Source organism: Chitinophaga filiformis, from assembly GCF_021646545.1.
Taxonomy (GTDB): Bacteria; Bacteroidota; Bacteroidia; order Chitinophagales; family Chitinophagaceae; genus Chitinophaga; species Chitinophaga filiformis_A.
The window spans coordinates 1,450,866-1,472,735 of the sequence record NZ_JAKIRP010000001.1; the positions used below are offsets into that span (position 1 = coordinate 1,450,866).

15 protein-coding genes and 2 tRNA genes are annotated in these 21,870 nt (G+C 46.8%); 4 read left to right on the forward strand and 13 right to left on the reverse strand.

Features of this window, described 5'->3' with window-relative positions; translation table 11 throughout:
• Positions 1-107 precede the first annotated feature (107 nt).
• The 9 genes from L3C95_RS06055 to L3C95_RS06095 form a co-directional block, all read right to left on the reverse strand.
• Positions 108-317, reverse strand: a complete 210-nt coding sequence (locus tag L3C95_RS06055) for a hypothetical protein (RefSeq protein WP_236385894.1) — start codon at positions 315-317, stop codon at positions 108-110.
• A 21-nt stretch (positions 318-338) separates the two neighbouring features.
• Complete coding sequence (clpX, locus tag L3C95_RS06060) at positions 339-1,574, reverse strand: ATP-dependent Clp protease ATP-binding subunit ClpX (protein WP_236385895.1); 1,236 nt, start codon at positions 1,572-1,574, stop codon at positions 339-341.
• 106 nt (positions 1,575-1,680) lie between these two features.
• Positions 1,681-2,382 (reverse strand): ATP-dependent Clp endopeptidase proteolytic subunit ClpP, encoded by a 702-nt coding sequence (gene clpP, locus L3C95_RS06065; RefSeq protein ID WP_236385896.1) that lies wholly within the window; start codon positions 2,380-2,382, stop codon positions 1,681-1,683.
• Positions 2,372-3,748, reverse strand: a complete 1,377-nt coding sequence (locus L3C95_RS06070) for a trigger factor (RefSeq protein WP_236385897.1) — start codon at positions 3,746-3,748, stop codon at positions 2,372-2,374. Before L3C95_RS06070 ends, clpP begins: the two co-directional genes overlap by 11 nt.
• Before the next feature lie 233 nt (positions 3,749-3,981).
• Positions 3,982-4,063: transfer RNA gene (locus tag L3C95_RS06075), tRNA-Leu, on the reverse strand.
• A gap of 106 nt (positions 4,064-4,169) precedes the next feature.
• A complete protein-coding gene (locus L3C95_RS06080) occupies positions 4,170-5,087 on the reverse strand; it encodes an arginase family protein (protein ID WP_236385898.1) in 918 nt (305 codons plus the stop codon).
• Between the two features lie 402 nt (positions 5,088-5,489).
• Complete coding sequence (locus tag L3C95_RS06085) at positions 5,490-6,689, reverse strand: MFS transporter (RefSeq protein WP_236385899.1); 1,200 nt, start codon at positions 6,687-6,689, stop codon at positions 5,490-5,492.
• Between the two features lie 35 nt (positions 6,690-6,724).
• Positions 6,725-7,894, reverse strand: coding sequence for a M20 family metallopeptidase (locus L3C95_RS06090; RefSeq protein WP_236385900.1), 1,170 nt, complete (start codon positions 7,892-7,894; stop codon positions 6,725-6,727).
• Positions 7,895-7,911: 17 nt separating this feature from the next.
• Positions 7,912-8,916, reverse strand: a complete 1,005-nt coding sequence (locus tag L3C95_RS06095; RefSeq protein ID WP_236385901.1) for a helix-turn-helix domain-containing protein — start codon at positions 8,914-8,916, stop codon at positions 7,912-7,914.
• Between the two features lie 518 nt (positions 8,917-9,434).
• On the opposite strand from L3C95_RS06095, the gene L3C95_RS06100 reads away from it, so the two are divergent.
• Positions 9,435-9,794 (forward strand): SnoaL-like domain-containing protein, encoded by a 360-nt coding sequence (locus L3C95_RS06100; protein WP_236385902.1) that lies wholly within the window; start codon positions 9,435-9,437, stop codon positions 9,792-9,794.
• 115 nt (positions 9,795-9,909) lie between these two features.
• Here L3C95_RS06100 and L3C95_RS06105 read toward each other — a convergent pair whose 3' ends face one another.
• Positions 9,910-10,392 (reverse strand): DUF4240 domain-containing protein, encoded by a 483-nt coding sequence (locus L3C95_RS06105; RefSeq protein WP_236385903.1) that lies wholly within the window; start codon positions 10,390-10,392, stop codon positions 9,910-9,912.
• Positions 10,393-10,575: 183 nt separating this feature from the next.
• Between L3C95_RS06105 and L3C95_RS06110 the strand changes: the two genes are divergently transcribed.
• Entirely contained in the window at positions 10,576-12,507 is a 1,932-nt protein-coding gene (locus tag L3C95_RS06110; RefSeq protein ID WP_236385904.1) for a gamma-glutamyltransferase family protein, read from the forward strand.
• A gap of 321 nt (positions 12,508-12,828) precedes the next feature.
• Here L3C95_RS06110 and L3C95_RS06115 read toward each other — a convergent pair whose 3' ends face one another.
• From L3C95_RS06115 to L3C95_RS06125, 3 genes are all read right to left on the reverse strand, one after another.
• Entirely contained in the window at positions 12,829-16,143 is a 3,315-nt protein-coding gene (locus tag L3C95_RS06115; RefSeq protein ID WP_236385905.1) for a carboxypeptidase regulatory-like domain-containing protein, read from the reverse strand.
• A 223-nt stretch (positions 16,144-16,366) separates the two neighbouring features.
• Positions 16,367-17,692: an amino acid permease gene (locus L3C95_RS06120; RefSeq protein ID WP_236385906.1), complete on the reverse strand. Its 1,326-nt coding sequence runs from the start codon at positions 17,690-17,692 to the stop codon at positions 16,367-16,369.
• Between the two features lie 31 nt (positions 17,693-17,723).
• Positions 17,724-18,281 (reverse strand): GNAT family N-acetyltransferase, encoded by a 558-nt coding sequence (locus L3C95_RS06125; RefSeq protein ID WP_236385907.1) that lies wholly within the window; start codon positions 18,279-18,281, stop codon positions 17,724-17,726.
• A 154-nt stretch (positions 18,282-18,435) separates the two neighbouring features.
• Between L3C95_RS06125 and L3C95_RS06130 the strand changes: the two genes are divergently transcribed.
• A tRNA-Ala gene (locus L3C95_RS06130) sits at positions 18,436-18,509 on the forward strand.
• Between the two features lie 273 nt (positions 18,510-18,782).
• The gene (locus L3C95_RS06135) at positions 18,783-21,215 is read left to right on the forward strand and encodes a CshA/CshB family fibrillar adhesin-related protein (RefSeq protein WP_236385908.1); all 2,433 of its coding nucleotides are present in this window, start codon (positions 18,783-18,785) and stop codon (positions 21,213-21,215) included.
• Positions 21,216-21,870 lie beyond the last annotated feature (655 nt).

Below are 21,870 nucleotides of genomic sequence, written 5' to 3' on the forward strand. Positions count from 1 at the left end.
TTCCAACTGTTCAATTTGTCCCTGGTATGTTATTTACGACCGGACACTGTAAATGAAAAGGCCGACCTGTCATAGACAGATCGGCCTTTTTACTTTTGAATATTTTTCTAGTGCTCCAGGAAGTCGTTGTCTTTATTCTCTTCCGTTGAGCCCTGGGCGCCTGCTCTTTTTTCTATATCAGCAAACCATTTTTCAACAGTACCTGAGAGAAAACCGGGTACTTTGCCCCTCACATATTCTTTGAGGATCTCGAAGGTTTTTAACGCCTGCTCATTGGAGAGCCCAGCTTTTTCCTGAAGTTCTTTTAAGAGGTCCATATCGTATTGCTTTGAGTTATTTTAAGCCACTTTCAGCTGTACAAGTGTGGATTTATCCAGTCTTTCCTCTGCATAACCTCTTGTAAGTACAAACGTACTTTCGCTGGAAGAAGGCAGGTTAAACATTGCGTCGCTGAGCACCACTTCACAGATGGAGCGGAGGCCGCGGGCGCCCAGTTTATATTCCATTGCTTTCTCCACGATATAATCCAGGGCATCATCTTCTATCATCAGTTCGATACCTTCTACCTTGAACAGTTTCTTGTATTGTTTTACAAGGGCGTTCTTTGGTTCTGTCAGGATCGCTTTCAGTGCATCGGCGTCGAGAGAGTTCAGGTAGGTTACCACCGGCAGACGTCCCAGCAATTCAGGGATCAATCCGAAGGCTTTCAGATCCTGAGAATTCACATAGCGCAGAATGTGTTTTTTGCTTTCTTCTTCTCTGTCAGTATTCACGTTGAAACCGATAGAGTGGGTCTGTACCCTGCGGCTGATGATCTTATCCACACCGTCGAACGCACCACCGCAGATAAACAGGATATTCTGTGTATTTACCTTGATAAGTTTCTGTTCGGGGTGTTTACGGCCACCTTGAGGGGGAACCAGCGCTTCTGTACCTTCCAGGAGCTTCAGGAGTCCCTGTTGAACACCTTCACCGCTTACGTCGCGGGTGATGGAAGGGTTGTCGCTCTTGCGGGCGATTTTATCTATTTCATCGATGTATACGATACCTCTTTCGGCAGCTTCCACGTCGTAGTTACAAACCTGCAGCAGGCGGGTGAGGATGCTTTCCACGTCTTCACCTACATAACCGGCTTCTGTAAACACGGTAGCGTCTACGATAGTGAAAGGAACATTGAGCAGGCGGGCGATGGATTTAGCCAGCAGGGTTTTACCTGTACCGGTTTCACCTACCATGATGATGTTTGATTTCTCGATCTCCACATCGTCATCCCCAACCTGTTGGTTAAGGCGTTTATAGTGGTTATAAACGGCTACTGCCAGTATTTTCTTAGCATCATCCTGACCAATCACATATTCGTCCAGGAACTTCTTTATTTCAACGGGCTTTGCCACTTTAGGAACAAAGTGGGAGGGGGCTTTTTTGCCCTGTTGCTGAAACAACTCCTGTTCTATGATCTCCTGCGCGTTTGCTACGCAGTTCTCACAGATATGACCTTCTGCACCGGCAATCAGTATTTGCACTTCATCTTTTGAACGGTTGCAAAATGAGCAACGGATTTTAGACTCTTTCATAGCTTACAAAGGTACATTAAATGGGGGAAAGGGGACTTCCCGAAATGAAAAAGGGTGCAAAAAAGACATTTCGCACCCTTTTTCAATTTGCTTTTTCCGTAATCTGTTATTGCGGATTGTTTTCCTGCTGTTTTCTTGGATTCTTGCTGAGTACGTCATCGATGATGCCGTATTCTTTTGCTTCATCCGCTGTCATCCAGTAGTCGCGGTCAGAGTCCTTCTCAACTTTTTTCACTGGCTGGCCACAGTGGCTGGCAATGATCTCGTTCAGCTCTTTTTTCAGCTTAACGAACTCACGTGCAGTGATTTCGATATCGGAAGTCTGGCCTTCTGCACCACCATGAGGCTGGTGAATCATAACCCTGGCGTGTTTCAGTGCAGTACGCTTACCTTTTGCACCTGCTACCAGCAATACGGCGCCGAAAGAAGCGGCCATACCGGTACAGATAGTAGCTACATCAGGAGCGATGATCTGCATGGTGTCATATATACCAAGACCTGCATAAACGCTACCACCGGGGCTGTTGATATACATCTGTATATCGCGGGTACGATCGGTAGATTCCAGGAACAGCAACTGTGCGGTAATAATATTGGCTACGTAATCATTTACAGGGTCTCCCATGAAAATGATACGATCCATCATCAAACGCGAGAACACATCCATTATCGCCATGTTCATCGGGCGTTCCTCGATGATGTTTGGCGTTAAGGCATTAATCTGATGACGGGTATAGCTATCTACTACCAGGCTGCTGATCCCTCTATGCTGGATGGCATATTTCCTGAATTCGTTATTAATGTTCATGATGGTGATGTTTATTAGGTAATTTAGCAAATTCTTCGGCTGTTACTTCCTCTTCCTTCACATTTACCTTATTTTCTGCCCAATCAAACAATTTCTGTGTCACCATCTCGCGGTAGGTCTGGTCCACGAATTTTTCATCCTGCAGCAGGCGCTCCAGGTAGCTATCCAGCCAGTCTGCACCATCTGTAGCGGCTGCGCCACCAAAATAGCCCAATACTTTCTGTTTGGCTGCTTCTTTCACTTCGTCGAAAGAAACGTCCAGCTGATTTTCGCGGATCAGTTTATCGCTGATTAATGTCCAGCGTAACTGATGATCAAAACCTGGATATTCCTTGTCAGCTTCTTCAGCGGTTTTTGGTTTTTCACCGCCGGTTTGCAGCCAACGTTTCAGAAAATCCTTAGGCAGCTCTATCGGCGTTTCGTGAACCAGCACTTCGAACAGGTCGTTATGCAGGCGGTTGCGGCTTTCGGCATCCCAGGATTTTTCTATTTCTGATTGCAGTTTTTCGCGGAAGGCTGCTTCAGTAGTGATTTCTTCAGCAGGGAACACTTCTTTGAAGAACTCTTCGTTCAGTTCTCTTTTTTCTATTAATTCTACCTTGGTAATAGTCAGTTTGTAATATTTCGCAGCGATATCCTCGTGCAGACCCAGTATGTCGTGCTGGAACCAGTTCAGCTTGTCTGCGTCAATGGCAGCAGAAGCCTGTACTACAATGCTGTCGTCTTTTTTCTTACCCTGCAACTGGGACTGAGTAGCAGCAGAGAAATTTTTCACCAGGAAAGTGATGTCTTTCTGAAGACCACCTTCCACAGCGGTACCCTGAGCATCTGTTTCAACAACATTCAGGCCGAGAACGTTATCAGCGCTGGTAACGGACTCAACTTCAGTTGATTTACCACCCCTTAACTGCAGACGCTCGATCTCTTCGTTCAGCATTTCGGGAGTAGCCTTGATCTTATAGCGGGTCAGGGTAGTTTTACCAGCCTCCAGCGGAGTAACCTCGAACGCAGGTTTCAGACCGATTTCAAAATCAAAGTTGTATTCAGATGGATTATTGTGGTCGAAAGTTTTAGCTTCTTTATCCAGGGAAAGCGGCTGGGCAAATATTTCCACTTTTTCGGTCTGGAGATATCCCATCAGCTCTTTTTCTACTGTTTTCAGTATTTCATCTGCAAAGATGGCCTGACCGTGCATTTTCTTCACCATGCCAGCAGGCACCATGCCTTTACGGAATCCAGGTATATTAGCGGTTTTGCTGAGTTGCTTTACTGCCTTGTCAAAATTGGGAAGGTAATCTTCCTGGCTCACTTTCACAGTGATCTTATCATTCAATAAACCGATGTTTTCTCTGGTAACGGTTGCCATAATAGTTTAAATGTTCTTGTATGAAGCAATAATAATTCCTTGTTTGAGTTTTCTGCCATGAAGTCACAAAGGCACGAAGGAATGGCAGCTATGTGGGAGTTACTTGGTGACTTAGCGCCTTAATGGCAAGATTTGAAGCCGGGTACCGCGGATTGCGGATAAAAAAAACGCTTAATGCTGAGGCAGAGTCTGCGTTAAGCGGTCAGCATCGGGCATTAAGCGTCAAAAAAAAGTGCGGGTGATAGGACTCGAACCTACATGCCGTGAAGCACCAGATCCTAAGTCTGGCGTGTCTACCAATTTCACCACACCCGCAATCAATATTTATAAGAACTTCATTTCCCAGCATGCACATGTTGAGAAAAGGACTGCGAAGGTATTGTTTTTTTATTTATTAAAAAAATCGTACCGCCTAGTTTTTTTAATTGCTACTCAAACCCTTAACTGCAGGTCTTAACAGACCCGCCAACCGTTCCGAGAAGGCTTTTGTGTACCGGTTGTCCCGGTCCATCGTCGGGTCAAGGATGGTAATGTTCATGCCCTTAAAATACCGGGAGGCAATCAGCGGTTGCAGGGTTTCTTCCCATTCCCGGTAAGACAGTCCTCCGGGTTGCGGACTGTCAACACAGGGCATCACATCATTGTCCAGTACATCCACATCCAGGTGGATCCAGAAGCCATCCAGTCCTGCATGACCGATCATTGTCAGGAAACTGCTGGTGATGGCATGTATACCCATCTGCCGGATGGCTGGCAGGTCGTAATAATGAATACGGCTATCAGCGATCAGCTGCACATAAGCGGCATCCAGCTCCCTGTTGCCATATGCATAAATGTGTTCTTCCCTTATATATGGACTTAATTGCCGGATGTTCGTCAGTTTCGGATGTCCTTTACCCGCCACAATGGCCAGTGCCATTCCCGCAGCTCCGGCGGTGCCTGAATGTTCAGGCCACATATAATCGTGGTGGCCGTCCATGGCAAACAATCCATAGTGCTTTCCGGTACTTTTCAGTCCTAAGGTGTTGCCAATCAGTATACTACAGTCTCCGCCTATTACAATGGGAATAATATCCTTTTCTACGGCCTCCCTGACCCTGGCGGCCAGTTTCTCGCTATAGTGTGCTATAGCTTCCGCATTACGTACGCCACTTTCCTGGTCAATGTCCATGCTGTAAGGCAATGTCGGTACACAAATGACATGGTTAATGCCGGCTTCAAGGGCCAGCTCTGTTTTACGCAGAGCCTCGGGCAGCAGTCTGACACCTGGTTCCACACCTTGGCGTAATTCCTTCAAACCGAGGTTAGATGGGGCCTCAATGATCATGAAATGGCGCATGGGTGATCGTTTTTGAATCCTTTTGGGGCAAATAATTGGTTGTAAACCGAAGATAAGGGCTTTCTGGTAAAACGAGGACGCAGTCCGCAGAAATTTCCGCGAACCACATAAAAAATGAAAAATGGCCTGTAGCGGGAAACCCCGCCCATCGGGTAAAACGTCATTTGTGGAAAACGTAGACAGGCTATAGGTTCGCTTTGATTCCTATATCTCCATATCCTTATACCATCATCTGGATATCACTTCACCGTCATATCTATATCCCTTCGATATAGAGATGTAGGTAAAGTGATATGGAAATGACGGTGAAGTGATATGGAAATGATGGTGAAGTGATATTGAGGAAGCACGATCAGACCAATACCAGAGCGGACCCTGGTTGGCAAACGTTGCTGTTTTTTTTTAGGCTTTTTGAACGGCGAGTTCCGCGTTACGGGCGGATTTTGCCTTATTTCTGAAAAAGAGGAAGATGTTTATCAGGACAACTCCGCTGCAACCGGCACAAACTGCCGGCCAGTGACCGATATTCCAGAGGAACAACCCGAAAGCTGAGCCCGTGGCACCTCCTACAAAGGTGGAGGTCATAAAGACGGTATTAAAGCGGTTCCTGGCTTCGGGAAGAATAGAGTAAATGATGGTCTGGTTGGTGACCTGGACGGACTGGTGGCCTACATCCAGTATGATAATACCGGCCAGTAAGAGGAAAATGCCACTGCCGGTAAAATAGAATCCTATAAAACTGAGTAATTCACAGATCAGCCCTATGATGATGTTGTACCTGGGATCGCGGCCATCACTGATCTTACCAATCAGGGGAGCGGCGAGGGCACCGGCTGCTCCAGCCAGGCCAAAAAGGCCGATCTCGAACGATTTAAAGCCAAATGGAGGCACAGACAGAAAAAGCACCATGGTGACCCAGAAGGCGCTTACAACGGCGAATGACAACGCGTTGGTAACGGCAGCCTGCCGCAATAGCGGCTGTGTCATGGCGTAGTGGGCCACTGACTTCATCAGATGCCCGTAATGTCCGTTAAACGATGGCTGACTCTTAGGGAAGCGCAGTCGCATGAATATCATCAGTACCGCACATATGGCTGCCGCCATGTAATACATGGCCCGCCAACCATAGAAAGAACCCACAGTCCCACTGAGACTGCGGGAGGCCAGGATGCCAACCAGTAAACCTGCCATAACAGTGCCGATGGTACTGCCCCGTTTGTTGTCGGGTGTCAGACTGGCGGCCAGTGGCAGAATAAGCTGTGGAATGATGGAGGAAATGCCAATAAGTACGCTGGCAATCTGTAAGACAACAAAATTGGTGGCGCTCGCTGCCAGTAATAATGCCAGTACGGCTACTCCGGTACTGACGAGGATCTGTTTCCGCCGCTCCAGGATATCTCCCAACGGAACGATCAGTAATAGTCCGAGTGCATATCCGATCTGGGTGAGGTAGGTAACCCTGCCGGCTACGCTTTCATGTAATCCCCATTCTTTCGAAATTAAAACGATCAGTGGCTGGCAATAGTAAATGTTGGCAACGATTAGTCCCGCACAAGCCGCCATAAACGCCGTATCTCCCTTTCCTAAGTGTTTCTGCTCCATTCTGTTTCGATCAATGAGACCGCAAGTTACAACAATTAGCGGAAGCCTTCGAGGAGCTCAACAGCCCCTTGGGCCAGGAAAGATGCTCCCAGGGGAATGCATTGTTCGTTAAAGATCACTTTAGGGTGGTGGAGATAATAGCCGGGAGACAGTGGGTCTTGTGCACCCAGAAGGTAGAACATGGAGGGAACCTTCCTGGAATAATAGCAAAAATCCTCGCCTGCCAGTAAGGGAATCTTTTCGAGGGCGTTCTGCTGTCCGAAAACGCCATTCAGACTCCGTTGCAGCTTACCATGTACATCTCCGTTATTGAGCACGCTGGGAATACTGAAATAGAGGTCAAAAATGACGTCTGTCTGATGAATGAGCCCCAACCCTTCACCGAGCTTTTGAAGGCGGCCGATCACCTCTTCGTAAACGTCCAGATTGAGCGCCCGGATGGTTCCTTCCAGCACCACTCTGTCGGCAATAACATTGGGCGCGACGCCGCCATTGATTTTGGTAAAGGAGAGTACTGCCGTTTCCATCGGAGGTGTATGCCGGGACACGATCGTTTGTGCGGCCTGTACCAGCTGAGAGGCAATAACCACTGCATCAATACCCAGCTGGGGAGAAGCGCCTGCATGTGCCGCCTTGCCTTTCACTTCTATGGTAAAAAATCCTGTACACGCCAGGGCAGGGCCGATAGCGTATGAGATCTGACCAACTGGCAGAGACGGGTCTACGTGCAGGCCCAATGCGGCCTGTACATCGTCCAAATGTCCCGCTTCAACAAAGCGGCGTGCGCCGCTCTTTTTCTCCGGATCAGTGCTGGGACCTTCTTCGGAAGGTTGGAAGAGTAGTTTTATCGTTCCCTGGAAATCAGTTTGTTTTAGCAGCGCAGCGGCGCCTATCAGCATCGTTGTATGGAGATCATGACCGCAGGCATGCATTTTCCCGCTCACCTTCGAGGCAAAGGGCAGACCTGTTTCCTCCTGCATAGGTAAAGCATCCATGTCTGCACGGATAGCGACACAGGGACCATTTCCCCGTGTAAGAGAGGCAATGACGCCGGTGCCCGCGATATTGGAGATGTAGTCTATTCCCAGCAGGTCCAGTTCCTGTTTCACCAGGCTGGAAGTATGTTCTTCCTCGTATCCTAACTCTGGTTGCGCATGAATTTGTCTTCTGATATCAATAAGCCTGTCCTTTAAGTGTGCATCCATCTATCAGCTATTTTCCGTCAAGTTAAGCGGTTTTTCCGATATTCTCTGGGAGAACAACGGTAACGCTTACGGAAAACAGCGGTGAAATAATTGGCGCCCCGGTAACCGGTGCTGTAACTGATTTCTTTGATGCTGAGCGTGGTCTGCGACAGGAGAGAGGCCGCTTTTTTCAATCGCAGGTGCTCAATATACCCGCGGGGAGAAACGCTGAGCAGCTCCTTGAAAGCCCGTTCAAAAGTGTTGATATGCATACCGGCCTGCTTGCTCAGTTCTGCTATGCTCAGCGGCTGATGGTAGTGATTCTGGATGTATATGCATATCTGGCGCAGCTTCTGGGCCTGATCGCCATTCTGCAGATACTTGGGCGTGAGCGCACTGAAATAAAGGGACAGCAATTCATTCAACCTTGATTCGAGGTAGGACTTCAGTTCCTGGTCTGCTTCGGGCGCATGGCGCATTTCATGCAATACTTTCAGGTCTGATACATCCATCCTGATAGCAGGCAGCAAAGCTGCTCTGCGGGCCTGCCGTTGCTGGTGCTGGTAAATTTCTTCAAAGGAGGGATGATGAGCAATGAACTTCCGGAAGAAGGTAGGGGAAAAAGAGATGCAGATCATTTCATAATATCCGGGCCGGAGGTCTGCAATGTTCTGGGAATGAGAAGGGAGGTAATAGATACCAAATTCCTTTTCAATCAGCATCAGTTTTCCTTTTCCCTGCAAACGGCAGGAAACATTACCCTGCAGTACGCAGCACATTGCGAGCATGGGTTGTGTGACGGAGGGGCGCAATCTGATCTTTTCTTTTACAAAGCATTGTTGCCAGCTGATAATCCAGTCAGGATCTCTTATCTCCTGTGTGATATAACTGCCGAAAGGTGCTTCTACATACGTGGTATCTGTTGATTGTGCGATCCGGTATTGCTGATATCTGTCCGGCAGGCTAGCGGACACCCGGACATGTGGCTGCATTTTTTCAGGGATCCCAAAGTGCAGCGCAGGGGGATATAAGCTGGAGGTCATGTTCAGGCATTTAACCGGTGACTGTAATAATTCTGGTTGTATAAATTCAGGTTACTACCCAAATATATGTCCCGGTACTGCGATGAAACTTCAGATTGAGACGGCTTATTCTTTACTGTGCGTTTTCGCCTGATCTTTTTGGATTCTGTCCCACGCTTTCCTGCTGAGCACAACAAGCTCATTGTTTTCACAGTTCCAGATGTCAACATTGCTTTTTGTGATGACGTAATATTGTCTCCTTTGGTAAAGCGGCTATACAACGTAATGGTACATGTGGGTGGCTGTGACGAAATACTACTTTCCTGCGTGTGGCGAATAATGTCATCAGTACAATTAATAGAATTTTTATTACGGCGCCGTACAACCTTTTTGAAGTGATACGTCACGATGGGAACATCAATGGAGAGGATCTAAGGTAAAAGTGCTGGCGCGTCTTTTGTGCACATAATGTATTTAGTCAACACAACAATAACGCCCGGGAATATGTTAACTTAACTCAAACTCCAAAATCCACCATCATGACTACACAAGAAATCGCAACCCGCATTGCGGAGCTCTGCAAAAAAGGAGAATTTGAAACTGCGCAAAAAGAATTGTTTGCCCAGGATGCAATCAGTATCGAGCCTGAGGATACGCCCGAATTTGCAAAGGAAACAAAGGGACTTGACAACATCTTTGAGAAGGGAAACAAATTTATGTCCATGGTAGAGTCAGTACATGGAATAGATGTTTCTGAACCATTGATTGCGGGCAACTCTTTTGCCTTTGTGCTGAAGATGGATATGACAATGAAAGGCCAGGACAGAATGAACATGCAGGAACTTTGTGTATACACGACAAAAGATGGAAAGGTGATTTCGGAACAGTTCTACATGTAGCGGAGATGTAAACACATCGCATCTGAACCTGTTGATCGGCCTGGGGCGGGAGCGATGTTGCTGAAAGAATAGAATAAAAAAATGGGCCGCAGATCAGCGCGGCCCATTTCTCGTGTTACCAGCCCCTCGAATTGGAGCCGGATTCAATACAATGCAGGCAATATCGTTCAAATTCTTCGCCGAATTTTTCTTCATATACCTGGTAGCCGATGAATCCTATATCCCCTGCAGATACATTCATCGTAGCTGCGGCCGGATTTTCATCAATCATATTATAGTACCGTTCTCCCATACCGACTATAAAGCATCTTCGGTGGAGGAATCCCTCATCTGACCCATTGACACGTTCATGTATTTCTTCGCGGTCTATATGGAAGAGCTTCTCTTCCATGACATGATTGAACCTGGTCAGCTCCCGCTCATCCATATAAAGGAGCTGTTGGCGGATATGGCTGGCAATGTCATTGGAAACGATATTTCCCAGTTGCCTGATTAAAACGGGATCATTGGTGGTAAGCGCTGTTTCTCTTAAATTAAATAAATCTCTATCTGTTGTCCACGCGGTTTCAATGATTTCCCAGAATCTTGTTGCGTTCATAATAGACAGATTTATGATGTCGTGGAATAAGTGCGCCAGTCATAATCAATGTATTTACGTGGGCACCCTTACTATAACAACGGAGTAATAGCAAAGTTCATCCCATATTTTCCTGGTATACCTCCGATTTTACTATTTTGTCGATGACCAGAATAATAACACTTCTAAATCGCGTATTATTTTATGAAACGTCTTTTTTTTCTTGCCGCCCTTATTTCCCTGGGACAGGCAACGAGAGCACAGCAAACTCAAAAACCTCCATTACATGGCAAACACTGGATGGCGGTGACCGGTAAGCCCCTGGCAGCTACAGCAGGATCGATGATATTCCAGAAAGGCGGTAACGCCGTGGATGCGGCCTGCGCCATGCTGGCTGCCACCTGTACCATGTGGGATGTACTCAGCTGGGGAGGGGAAACACAAGCGCTGATCTACAATCCCAAAACCAAAAAAGTTATTGCTATCAACGCACTGGGAGTGGCGCCAACCGGGGCTACGGTAGATTTTTTCAAAAGCAAAGGGTACAATTTCCCGCCCGAATATGGTCCGCTGGCAGCCGTAACGCCAGGCACGCCGGGAGGACTGTGTTATATGCTGGCAGAATATGGCACCATGAGTCTGAAAGAGGTGCTCGCTCCTGCAATGGAAATGGCCGCGGGTTACCCTATTGAGGCCCAGACAGCCAACAGTATGGAAAGGAGCAAAGACCGACTGAAGCAGTGGCCCTACAGCAAGGCTGTATTCCTGACCCATCCGGGAGAGAAGAGAGAGGCGCCGGAAGCAGGAGAGATCTTTGTACAGAAAGACCTGCTGGCTACCCTCACCAAAATGGTAGAGGCGGAGCAAACGGCACTAAAGAATAAAAAGTCCCGTAAGGAGGCCATTATGGCTGCTTATGACCGCTTTTACAAGGGCGATATTGCAAAGGAATTTGTACGCGGCTGCAAGGAACAGGGAGGGCTGATCACTGAGCAGGACCTGGCAAAGTGGAAACCAATAGAAGAAGAGCCGCTGCATGTGAACTATAAGGGAATCGAAGTGTACAAACTGCAATCCTGGACACAGGGACCTATGCTGCTGCAAAGCCTGAATATCCTGGAAAATTTCGATCTGAAGGGCATGGGGTACAATTCCGCCAAATATATACATACCCTGTATCAGACGATGAACCTGACTTTTGCAGACAGGGACTTCTATTATGGCGATCCTTATTTCACACCTAAAACGCCCATTGAAGGACTGTTGAGCAAAGCCTATGCAAAGGAGAGGGCGAAACAGATCAATCCTGATCATAATGACCCCGCTGCAGCTCCGGGCGATCCCTATCCTTTTGAGGGCAAAACGAATCCTTACCTGCGGTTATTAAAGCAACGCGGCTCACTGACTGACACGTCCCTCCAGAAAAAGCCGGAGGGTTTTGTGCCAAAGCATGATGCTACAAGCCTGTTGAATGTACCGGCTACGGATCAGATGTATGCCGCCAATGATACAGACAGCCTCTATATGGACCGCCTGTGGAGAGGTACTACCAGCGTAGAAGCAGCCGATGAAGAGGGGTGGGTGGTATCTGTTACACCAAGTGGTGGCTGGACGCCGGCATGCATCGCAGGACATACCGGTGTGGGCATGAGTCAGCGTTTACAGAGTTTTGTACTGGACAGCACTTTATGCCCTTTCAACGTGATCGCGCCCGGAAAACGTCCGAGGGTGACCCTGACGCCATCTATGGCATTAAAGGATGGTAAACCATACCTTTCTTTTGCGGTGCAGGGCGGAGATACCCAGGACCAGAACCTGTTGCAGTTCTTCCTGAATGTGGTGGAATTTGGCATGACAGTACAACAGGCGACGGAAGCTGCCAACATCAATACCAATCAATTGTGGTTATCCCTGGGAGGCACCAGCATAAAAGAACGTATGCCGCATCCGGGTAGCATATTACTGAATAATAATACACCGGAATCAGTAAGAGAAACATTAAAGAAAATGGGATATATCACCAGTTTCGGTGAGCGTACAAGTGGTCCTGTGAATGCTATTTTTCTGGATAGTAAGCACGGTTCTCTATGGGGAGGAAGCAGTAATCACGGAGAGGATTACGGCATTGGATGGTAGTTTGCGTATGATCTTTGTAAATAAAGAAAGCCACTTGATAAATGTCAAGTGGCTTTCTTGTCTTAGATCATTTGAACGGGCATTGGTTTTTATGATTTTTGTATCAGCAATTAACACAGTGTTCAACTGTATGAATCAACTGGTAAAAATTGTAAGAACAAGTTGTAGAGTATTGTATGTTCAACCTCAAATTAAACAATCCTGAATTAGATCAAAAGTCTCGCATCATTTATGCGGGACTGTTTTTTTTCGCCATATCCATAATAAGAAAAGCCGTCCCATGAGAATGAGACGGCTTTCTATCTTCAGTGTATATAGATATTAATTGAACAGATATCTTACACCAAATTGCATCTGCCAGCGTGAAGTGATACCTGTGTTGTTGGCAAAGCTGTTGGAGTAGTGTACCTGGTTAGCAGGATCCGCATAAGGGAAAGAGAACAGCGGCGTTTTGCCATCGGCAGCAATACCTTCAAACTTCAGCGGATTAGTTACTGCCGCAGACTTAACGATACCCCAGTTTTTATTCAGCAGGTTACCCACGTTGATGATATCGAGGGATAGGCGCAGTGTATGGCGCTCTTTACCGGTTTTAACAGAGATGTCTTCAGTGATGTTAACATCCGCTTTTTTAAAGAATGGTAAAGTTACCGCATTCGCTTTTGCTACTTGTCCACGGTGAGAAGACAGGTAGTCGCTCTGACTGATGAAGTTATTCAGTTGTGTCCAGATCTGAGCAGCAGTTCTCGGATCATTTGCAGTACCTGTGGTGCTACCGGTGTGGGTAGTAGCATTGTAAGAACCTACGTTGATCAGATTAATATCTTTATCGGAGGTAGGAATATACATCAGGTCATTGTTGAAACCATCGCCATTCAAATCGCCGTTATAGATATAAGAAGTTACACCTGCCGGTGCTGCTTCGTAGATCAGACCAAAGGAAGTAGCGAAGTGTTTCGCATAAGATACTTTGTAGGAAGCCATTGCGATAATACGGTTAGGCAGTCTGTAAGACGCATATGTCAGATTTGCTGCATTAGGATCTGCACTTACAGCGCGGGCGCTCCACAATGAAGAAGCAGTACTGCCGGTTTCTGCTGTATTGCGCGCATCGCCATGTGTATAGGCAACGCTTACATACAGGTTCTTGTATGTTTTCTGCACACGACCGGTCACATTGTAAGCATACCCTTTGCTGGTATTGCTCATCAGGATAGCGTTGCCAATATTAGGATCGGCCAGGGAAGTACCTGCGGAATAGTATTTGTTGCTGTTGTTGTTAACCGGCGTGAATGATGTGTTATAACGCATTCTGTTATCACCTCCATTAGTCAGTGCATAACCATTTGTTTCATTCAGGTTGATGTTCTGATAATACACAGCGTTGATGTCCTTAGAGTAAGTTCCTTCTACTGTAAATATCCAGTCGCCTGGCAGTTTTTTGTCAATTGCAAGGCTTGTCTTGAGTACGGAAGGATATTTGAAGTTCTTATCAGTCAGTGCAACCAGATAAGATGTGTTGGCAGATGCTGATTCAGGACGGTACTGATCAGGGTCAGGGCTGAATGCTACACCGCTTCTGGTGAAGGAGCCCCACTGTACACCATTGTTGCTCGCCTGGTTACTGATCCATACAAATGGCGGAGGACCGGAGAAGATACCTAAACCGCCTCTAACCTGTAAGGTTTTATCATCCAGTACATCCCAGTTGAAGCCCACACGCGGCGATATCAGCAATGCATTACCGGGAGCTTTTCCGATATCGTAGCTCTTACCATCTTTAAACTTCAGTGCATTGAACGCTGGATTGTCTTCAAAGTCCTGTTTGTAGATAGTCATATCCAGACGCAGGCCGTAGGTAAGCGTGAAGTTGTTTGATACACGCCATTTGTCCTGTGCAAATAACCCCAACTCTGTAGAACCTGCGTATGCCCATGGAAAGGACCCGTCAGATAGTGCAGAATACTGGAGGTAATAGCTTTTTGCATTCAGTGCGCCGTCTTTAGCACTGTTGTAAAAATCAGTGAGGCTGGCAAACTGATAGGCGCCCTGGTAGCCTGGAGCAAATGCATTCTTATATTTCCTGTAATAATCCTGTGTACCCACTGTAATCTCATGCGCACCCTTGTAGAAGGTGAAGATATCTGAGATCTGGAATACGTCAGTATTCAGCGTGTTGTTGTAAGTGTATGGTTCATAACCAAAGGTCGTGTAAATGTTATTGCCGTTCAGGATGTCCACCAGTGGCATTGTAGATGAGCTGGAGTGGGGACTACGGAAATCACGCAGTGCAGTGTATCCAACCTGGAACTTGTTGGATGCAGTGTTACTGAAACGGGTGTTCAGTTCTGCGATGAAGATATTGAAGTTGTTGTTGATCACATATCCGCTTCCATAGAAAGGCATACTGTTAAAGCCTGGCTGACCGCCTGTCTGACCTGCAGGTCTGCTGGTGCTTGCAAACTGGTCGGTCATTGATTTCAGGTAGTTGTACTTTAAAGTAAGGGTATTATGGTCATTGATATTCCAGTCAATCTTGGCAGTGATCTTATCACTGTTGGTCTTGAAGGAATAACCGGAATAGGCTCCGGGATCGTACCCGTAAGTATCCTTTAAAAAGGTAGCCAGCGCAGCTAAAGTATCTGCATTGGCTGTGGAGACACCGCCTGGGTTGGGTGCATGTGAAGCATCGGAAGGAATCCAGCTGGTAGCTGGGGCGGTCTGACGGGAGGATTCACCATTCACGAAGAAGAATAATTTGTTCTTGATGATTGGTCCGCCGATGGAAGCACCACGGATATTAAAGGAGAGATCAGTCTTTGGTGCAACTGTGTTCCCTACTTTGTAGCCCTGTGTGTTTTCATTTTTGAAGTAGGTGTAGACCGTTCCTCTGAAAGTGTTGGAACCGCTTTTTGTAACGGTATTTACACCCGCGCCGGAGAAGCCACCCTGGCGTACGTCGTAGGGTGCAAGATTCACCTGGATCTGGTCGATTGCGTCCAGGCTGATAGGCTGTGCACCTGCTTGTCCGCCGAGTGTGCCAGATAACCCGAATGAGTTATTGAAGTTGGCGCCATCTACGGTGAAGTTGTTGTACTGGTTACTACGACCACCGAAGCTTTGTCCGCCGATGGGGCTGGACGCAGTTGGCTCCAGTCTCGTGAAGTCCTGTGCAGACCTGTTGATCGTAGGCAGTTTTTCCAGCTGATCGCGGCTGATGATCTCCTGTGCACCTGTACGGTTGTTGTTGAATGTTTTGTCCTGTTTACCTGATTTTATCACCACTTCATTCAGTTGTTTGGTGTCAGGTACAATGTTGAAGTCACCCGTATACTCCTGTCCCAGGGAGAGTGTGACGTTCTCGATCTTTTGGTCTTTGTATCCGATGTAGGATACTGAAATGGTGTAAGGTCCTCCCACGCGAACGTTTGGAACGTTGTAGCGCCCGTCTTTACGGGTAGTGGTCATGTACTTTGTACCAGTTGGGTTGTGTAGTGCAATAATGACAGCGCCGGGTACTCCCGTTTGCCCATCTTTAACCTGCCCATGGATCTCGGAGGTAGTTTCCTGGGCGAGTAATAGCATAGGTAGGCTTATCAGCCCAATGATGGCCGACAGACATTTTTTAAAAAGCATGCAGTTAGATTTATGGTTCGAAATACTCAAAAAAAACGCACAAAACGGACGTTGGTGCGTTAACAAATTATTTAGATTTTAAATCGACAGAATGTCTTCAGAATTGCGCCTACGAAAGAGATTTTGGAGGCAAGTTACCTGATTCCGGAGGGGCGTTAACGGTAAATCGGCGGGAAGAGGAAGTACGTCGCTGAGTGGTGTATTTTTATGAGTATTTATCCAATTACTCAGTAGTCCTTTCTTTTTTGGCCGCCATCCATAAGTACAAAGGTATACCGATCATTTGCAGCAGGAAGCCGTAATATATAGTCTGTTGTCCCGCGCTTGCAATTGCCCAGAGTACATAGCTAAACGAAATGGCGAATAGCACTATGCATTGCAGCCACTCAGCTGTTTTAAGGGGGCCACTCTTGATCTTCAGCATAAAATAAGCAGCTGTTGAAAACAGATAGGGTATCAGCACAGACAAGGTGGACAGCAAAACCAGGAACTTGAACTGTTCTACCAGTCCCTTAGTATAGTTCATAGCCATGAGCAGGGAAATCAATACACTGCTGAACAGGGTGCCTACATAGGGCACGCCTCTTTTATTCTCTTTGCTGAATATCTGCGGAAACAGGTTGTCCTTCGCAATGGCGTAAGGTAATTGTCCCTGTATCAGCATCCAGCCGTTCAGTGCTCCAAATGCTGCTATGGCCACACCTGCACTTACCCAGTAGCGGGCATTATTCCCCCACATAATAACAGCTGCATCCGCGAAAGGCGTAACCGTTTTTGTCAGTTGTGCGGATGGAATGATGCCCATTACACTGACAGTTCCTAACACATAGACTACTGTAACGATCAATAGTCCCAGCAAGGTAGCCCGTGGTATGGTCTGCTGAGGATTTTGCACTTTCTCGGCGGGAATGGTAGCCGATTCAATACCGACGTAGGCAAACATGGTGAAGGTAACGGTATTTGAAAGTGCTGTGAACAGGGAGGTGCCGCTACTATTGAACGCCGGGAAGTTGGCTGCTTTAATAAAGAACAGGCCTCCGAAAGCCACCAGCAATAACGGTATCAGCTTGAGTATGGTAGTGGCCATCTGTACGGAACCGGAAGTTCTGATGCCCCTGTTATTGACCCAGGTCAGCAGCCAGATGGTACCGAGGCCGGTGCATACCGCACCTAAAGTATTGGTGGACAATACCGGGATGAAGGTACTTAGTGCACTGACAAAGCCTATGGTAATAGCAGCATTGGCGCAGGATACTGCCAGAAAATACCCCCAGGCAATAGAAAAGCCCATATAGTCGCCAAAGCCGCGGCGGGTGTAGGCGTATGGACCGCCTGTTACATTCGGTACCAGTTTACTGAGATTTCCGAACACTTTTACCAGGAAGAAACAACCGATGGCTGAGATCACCCATCCCAGCAGACTGACACTGCCAAATGAGGCAAGTGCAGCAGGCGCGAGGAATATACCCGCTCCAATCATATTACCAACAATGAGTGAAGTACTTGTCCAGAGGCCCAGTTTGTTTCTTTCCTTAGCTGTTTCTTTCATACGGCAGGGTATAGATTGGGTGTAAAGATCGTTATCCCAGGTTAAAATCCCACATTACAATATCCCAATCCTTTTCTCCATCGTTAAAAGGGAAAAGCGTGCGGAAGCCTAGTTTAGTATGTATGATCAGCGACTTGGGATTGTCCCGGGCTATGGAGCTAAGGGCAAAGTCATACACCGACTCGAAGTTATCTTTATGAAACTGATACAATTGCCGCAGGAGGCCCTTGCCACGGTAGTTGCTGTCAATGCAGGTCTGTCCCAGAAAATAGACGTTGTAGTCAAGAAGTGCTTTCCCCTTGTAAAACTGGTCGTCGAACAGTTTCAGGGCATCTTTGAGCGGCGCATATACAGTAGCCGATTCTTTCACCAGTACCAGCAGGTAGCCGATTACTTTGTCACCGTCTTTTACTATAGCGGATGGTGCGATGTCATGTAACGCTTTGAGGTCTTCGAAAGAGTATTTCCAGGAAACATAGCCTTGTTCGGCTTTCACGTCCTCTGTAAGGCTCTCCGTTGAATTCAGCCTGGATAGTTCTGCTACCTGCCTTAATTCGTCGTCTGAGCTGATAAATTTAGTTGTGTACATAGATTATGCTGGTTTCCGATGGTGTAAAGAAACAAAAATGGGCGGGAATAGCATATCCCCTAATAGGGCAGAAGGTATTTTGGGGGGGAAATGGAATTTTGGGGTAAAATTTGACGTTTTCGGGAAAAAGTATACATTTGCACTCCAATTATGCGGGGAATTAGCTCAGTTGGCTAGAGCGCTTGCATGGCATGCAAGAGGTCACCGGTTCGACTCCGGTATTCTCCACGAGGTAAAAGCCTTAAAATTTCTTAGTAGTAAGGATTTTGAAGGCTTTTTTGTTTGTACAGCTTTTTAATTTCCTTATACCTATCTGACGAGGTACTGGCTTGCTTCCCAAGTGTCAGTGCGGTCCCTGAGTCTATTTGAGAATGATGTTTAATCCCCGGGGCATTTGTGTCTGTTAATGATGGTATACTTTTTTGATTTTGGACAAACTTCTCCTGTATTGTTTTGCTGTTAATCGAGACGGCCCGATATATCCCTATCAATTTGTTTCAAATGTTAAGAAAAATTATACTTCTCCTGATTCTCGCTATAAGTGCAATTACAAATACCTCCGCTCAGTATGCGAATCTGGGTAGTGGTGATCTTAAAAGTTACGTATGGTGGTTTAACTGGAATGGATTCAGTCTGGTTAATGGTGCATCCCGTGACTTCACTACCGATGATGGCTTGCAGGTAAAAATTACTTTTTCGCAGGTAAGCGGGCCGTCGCTTGCTCCCAGGGTGATGGATACCTGGTCGGGAGCGGTACTGCATTATCTATACGATTTCTCTGACCCGGCGACGATGCCAGCTTTATATAATTTAACCCAGGGAGAGGACTCTTACTTTACCATGACTATTACCGCTACACGCGAAGGTCAGCCGGTACCCTTCACCTTTCTGGCCGCAGATGCAGAGGGCAGTCTGAGTCCGGTAGAATATACCACCTTTACTACCAGTGGCGGAAACTGGAGTTTCCTGGATTTCTTCAGAAATTCATCACAGACCGGTAATCCTGTGACAGGGTGTGGTACGCAGCAGATCGTTATTACAGATACACACGCCTCTCCGGATGGCTCACCTGTTGGACAGAACCCTTTAATGGCCACCATAGCTCCCGCTAATGGTACGTTGACAGTAGATGTTAAAATGGAAAGGACGGTGCCGGGTGGAATGGGCGTGGCATTTGGTGTTTATGCACCATTGGACAGAGGTGATCTGCCTGCGGGTTACGGATATGCAAGGCACCTGTTAAAATTTGTACGTAGTAATGGCTGTAATTTCAATCCTCCTTTTCCTGCCCTTACCCAGGATGAAAGTCTGAGACTAGGAAGTAGAGCAGGAGATGCAGATGGGGCTGATAATACAGACGATAATCTTAACGGTGTTGATGAAGATGCTGTTACAACGTTCCCGGATTACACCGGCAATGGCATCTACAGCCTACAGCTGCCGCTGGCTAATATAACAGGCGCTGATGCCTGGCTGACGGGTAGTTTTGACTATAACAGAAATGGGGTGTTTGATGTGAATGAAGCAGTGACGGTTGTCGTACCGCCTAATGCAACAGTGGCCACATTAAACTGGACAGGATTACCAGCTAAGTTTACAACTGGTACTGGAGGGCTGTTTGCTTTCAGGTTTCGTTTATCTTCAAACCGTGCTGCTACACAGGATGTATCCATTGCCGCAGAGGATGGGGAGGTGGAAGATTATATGACGCGGGTAAATTCTCCATGTACTATCACTACTAATCCCACAGCAAGTTCCATTTGTGCAGGTAGTTCTGTGCAGTTGCTGGCAGGGGGGAGTGGTACCTACAGCTGGAGCCCAAGTGCCGGATTATCCGATGCAACTATAGCTGGTCCTATCGCTTCACCCACCACCACTACCGATTACGAAGTCACAGTGGAAGACGCAGGTGGATGCGGAGGAAAAGCGAGTGTGCGGGTGGTTGTAAATGACATGGCAGATGTTGTTACCCGCGTTGATACAACAGTTTGTATTGGCAATCCGGTGCAGTTGACTACGCTTTCTGATAATGGTACGACTTTCAGCTGGACGCCGGTAACAGGACTGAATAACGCTGATATATTATCTCCCGTAGCAACACCTACCACTACCACCCGTTATACTGTTACTGCGGATAATGGTACCGGTTGTATTAGCCAGTCTTCGGTACTGATCAGTGTTTTGGGAACCCCAATGTCAGTAACACCTGGAGATACCGCTGTTTGTGAGGGAACTTCACTCACTTTACAGGCAACAGGAGGAGATACATATGAATGGCTGGAAAATGGCATAGTGTTACGGGAATCAGGTAATGCTATTACCATATCGCCTGATCAGACCACCATTTATTCGGTTAACATTGTTAATAACACCTGCGGTGCAAATGAGAATTTCGTGATACCGGTAAACGTGCATGCACTGCCTGCTACGGCCGTTACAAGCACGAATGATATTGATTGTTCCCATGGTTCGTCCATGCTTCTTGCTACCGGAGGAACAAGTTATGTCTGGGACACTGTCGCGGGGATCAGTGATATGCAGATTGCCAATCCGGTAGTAGCTCCAACAACAACAACAACCTATTATGTGACTATCACGGATGATAATAAATGTGTTAACCGTGATTCGATCACTGTGTCGGTTGATTTAAGCGCCGGGCTAAGTGTCTATCCGATGCCATCAGCGTTTACACCCAATGGCGACGGAAAGAATGATTGTTTTGGTTTGAAATACTGGGGAGGCGTAAGGTCTCTGGCGTTCAGCATATATGATCGCTGGGGAACATTGGTGTTCAGTTCACAAGACGCAGGTGCCTGCTGGGATGGCACTTTTAAAGGTGTATTACAGCCTGTAGGCTCATACGTGTACTATGTAAAAGCTAAAACACTTTGTGGTGAAGTAGAGCGGAAAGGCGTAGTAACCTTAGTGCAATAAGAGACTGCGATATGCTAAACGAAAGCCTTGCAAGAAATTTGCAGGGCTTTTTATTTGCATATAAGGCAAGTGTCATCCAGGGGCAGCTGAACAGTTGCATCATATGGATACACCTTGTTGGGTTTCATTAATTGAGAAGAATAGATGACTATTTTTACAAACACGATAAGCTGTGTGATGAGGAAGGGATAAAAAATTTCGAAGAGAGTTGTATCTTCAGCCCTAATAATTGAGTTTCAGTGCGATCTGGGTAATTATATCTTGAGACTCTCCAAAAATCGGGAGAGACTTTGCAGGAATTTTTGATCATCAACCATAGTATGGCACCCGGGATGTCAGGAATCACAAACTATATGTATAACAACTACATACATAGCTCACTAATCCGGCCACGTTGATATATGCCAATACAAAAACGGGTTACAGGAGATCTGATACACATGTCGATGGGAAATATTGATGTCCAGTTTATAGCAATATTTTTCAGGCAACCTTGGGGACAATCCTGATATGACGTAACAGAGCAGATTAACATTTTCATTGAACCGAACCACAGCTGTAGGAGACGAGAAGCTTAGCATGAAGTTAAGCTCGCAGACCGCCCTGGCAAATGCCATCTTTTTAACTGTATGAAAGGCGATTAAGGCTGCGGCAC

Excerpts from the sequence above, each read along its gene's own strand:
- L3C95_RS06055 (WP_236385894.1), bottom strand. The coding sequence starts at position 317 with ATGGACCTCTTAAAAGAACTTCAGGAAAAAGCTGGGCTCTCCAATGAG.
- clpX (WP_236385895.1), bottom strand. The coding sequence starts at position 1,574 with ATGAAAGAGTCTAAAATCCGTTGCTCATTTTGCAACCGTTCAAAAGAT.
- clpP (WP_236385896.1), bottom strand. The coding sequence starts at position 2,382 with ATGAACATTAATAACGAATTCAGGAAATATGCCATCCAGCATAGAGGG.
- L3C95_RS06070 (WP_236385897.1), bottom strand. The coding sequence starts at position 3,748 with ATGGCAACCGTTACCAGAGAAAACATCGGTTTATTGAATGATAAGATC.
- L3C95_RS06080 (WP_236385898.1), bottom strand. The coding sequence starts at position 5,087 with ATGCGCCATTTCATGATCATTGAGGCCCCATCTAACCTCGGTTTGAAG.
- L3C95_RS06085 (WP_236385899.1), bottom strand. The coding sequence starts at position 6,689 with ATGGAGCAGAAACACTTAGGAAAGGGAGATACGGCGTTTATGGCGGCT.
- L3C95_RS06090 (WP_236385900.1), bottom strand. The coding sequence starts at position 7,894 with ATGGATGCACACTTAAAGGACAGGCTTATTGATATCAGAAGACAAATT.
- L3C95_RS06095 (WP_236385901.1), bottom strand. The coding sequence starts at position 8,916 with ATGACCTCCAGCTTATATCCCCCTGCGCTGCACTTTGGGATCCCTGAA.
- L3C95_RS06100 (WP_236385902.1), top strand. The coding sequence starts at position 9,435 with ATGACTACACAAGAAATCGCAACCCGCATTGCGGAGCTCTGCAAAAAA.
- L3C95_RS06105 (WP_236385903.1), bottom strand. The coding sequence starts at position 10,392 with ATGAACGCAACAAGATTCTGGGAAATCATTGAAACCGCGTGGACAACA.
- L3C95_RS06110 (WP_236385904.1), top strand. The coding sequence starts at position 10,576 with ATGAAACGTCTTTTTTTTCTTGCCGCCCTTATTTCCCTGGGACAGGCA.
- L3C95_RS06115 (WP_236385905.1), bottom strand. The coding sequence starts at position 16,143 with ATGCTTTTTAAAAAATGTCTGTCGGCCATCATTGGGCTGATAAGCCTA.
- L3C95_RS06120 (WP_236385906.1), bottom strand. The coding sequence starts at position 17,692 with ATGAAAGAAACAGCTAAGGAAAGAAACAAACTGGGCCTCTGGACAAGT.
- L3C95_RS06125 (WP_236385907.1), bottom strand. The coding sequence starts at position 18,281 with ATGTACACAACTAAATTTATCAGCTCAGACGACGAATTAAGGCAGGTA.
- L3C95_RS06135 (WP_236385908.1), top strand. The coding sequence starts at position 18,783 with ATGTTAAGAAAAATTATACTTCTCCTGATTCTCGCTATAAGTGCAATT.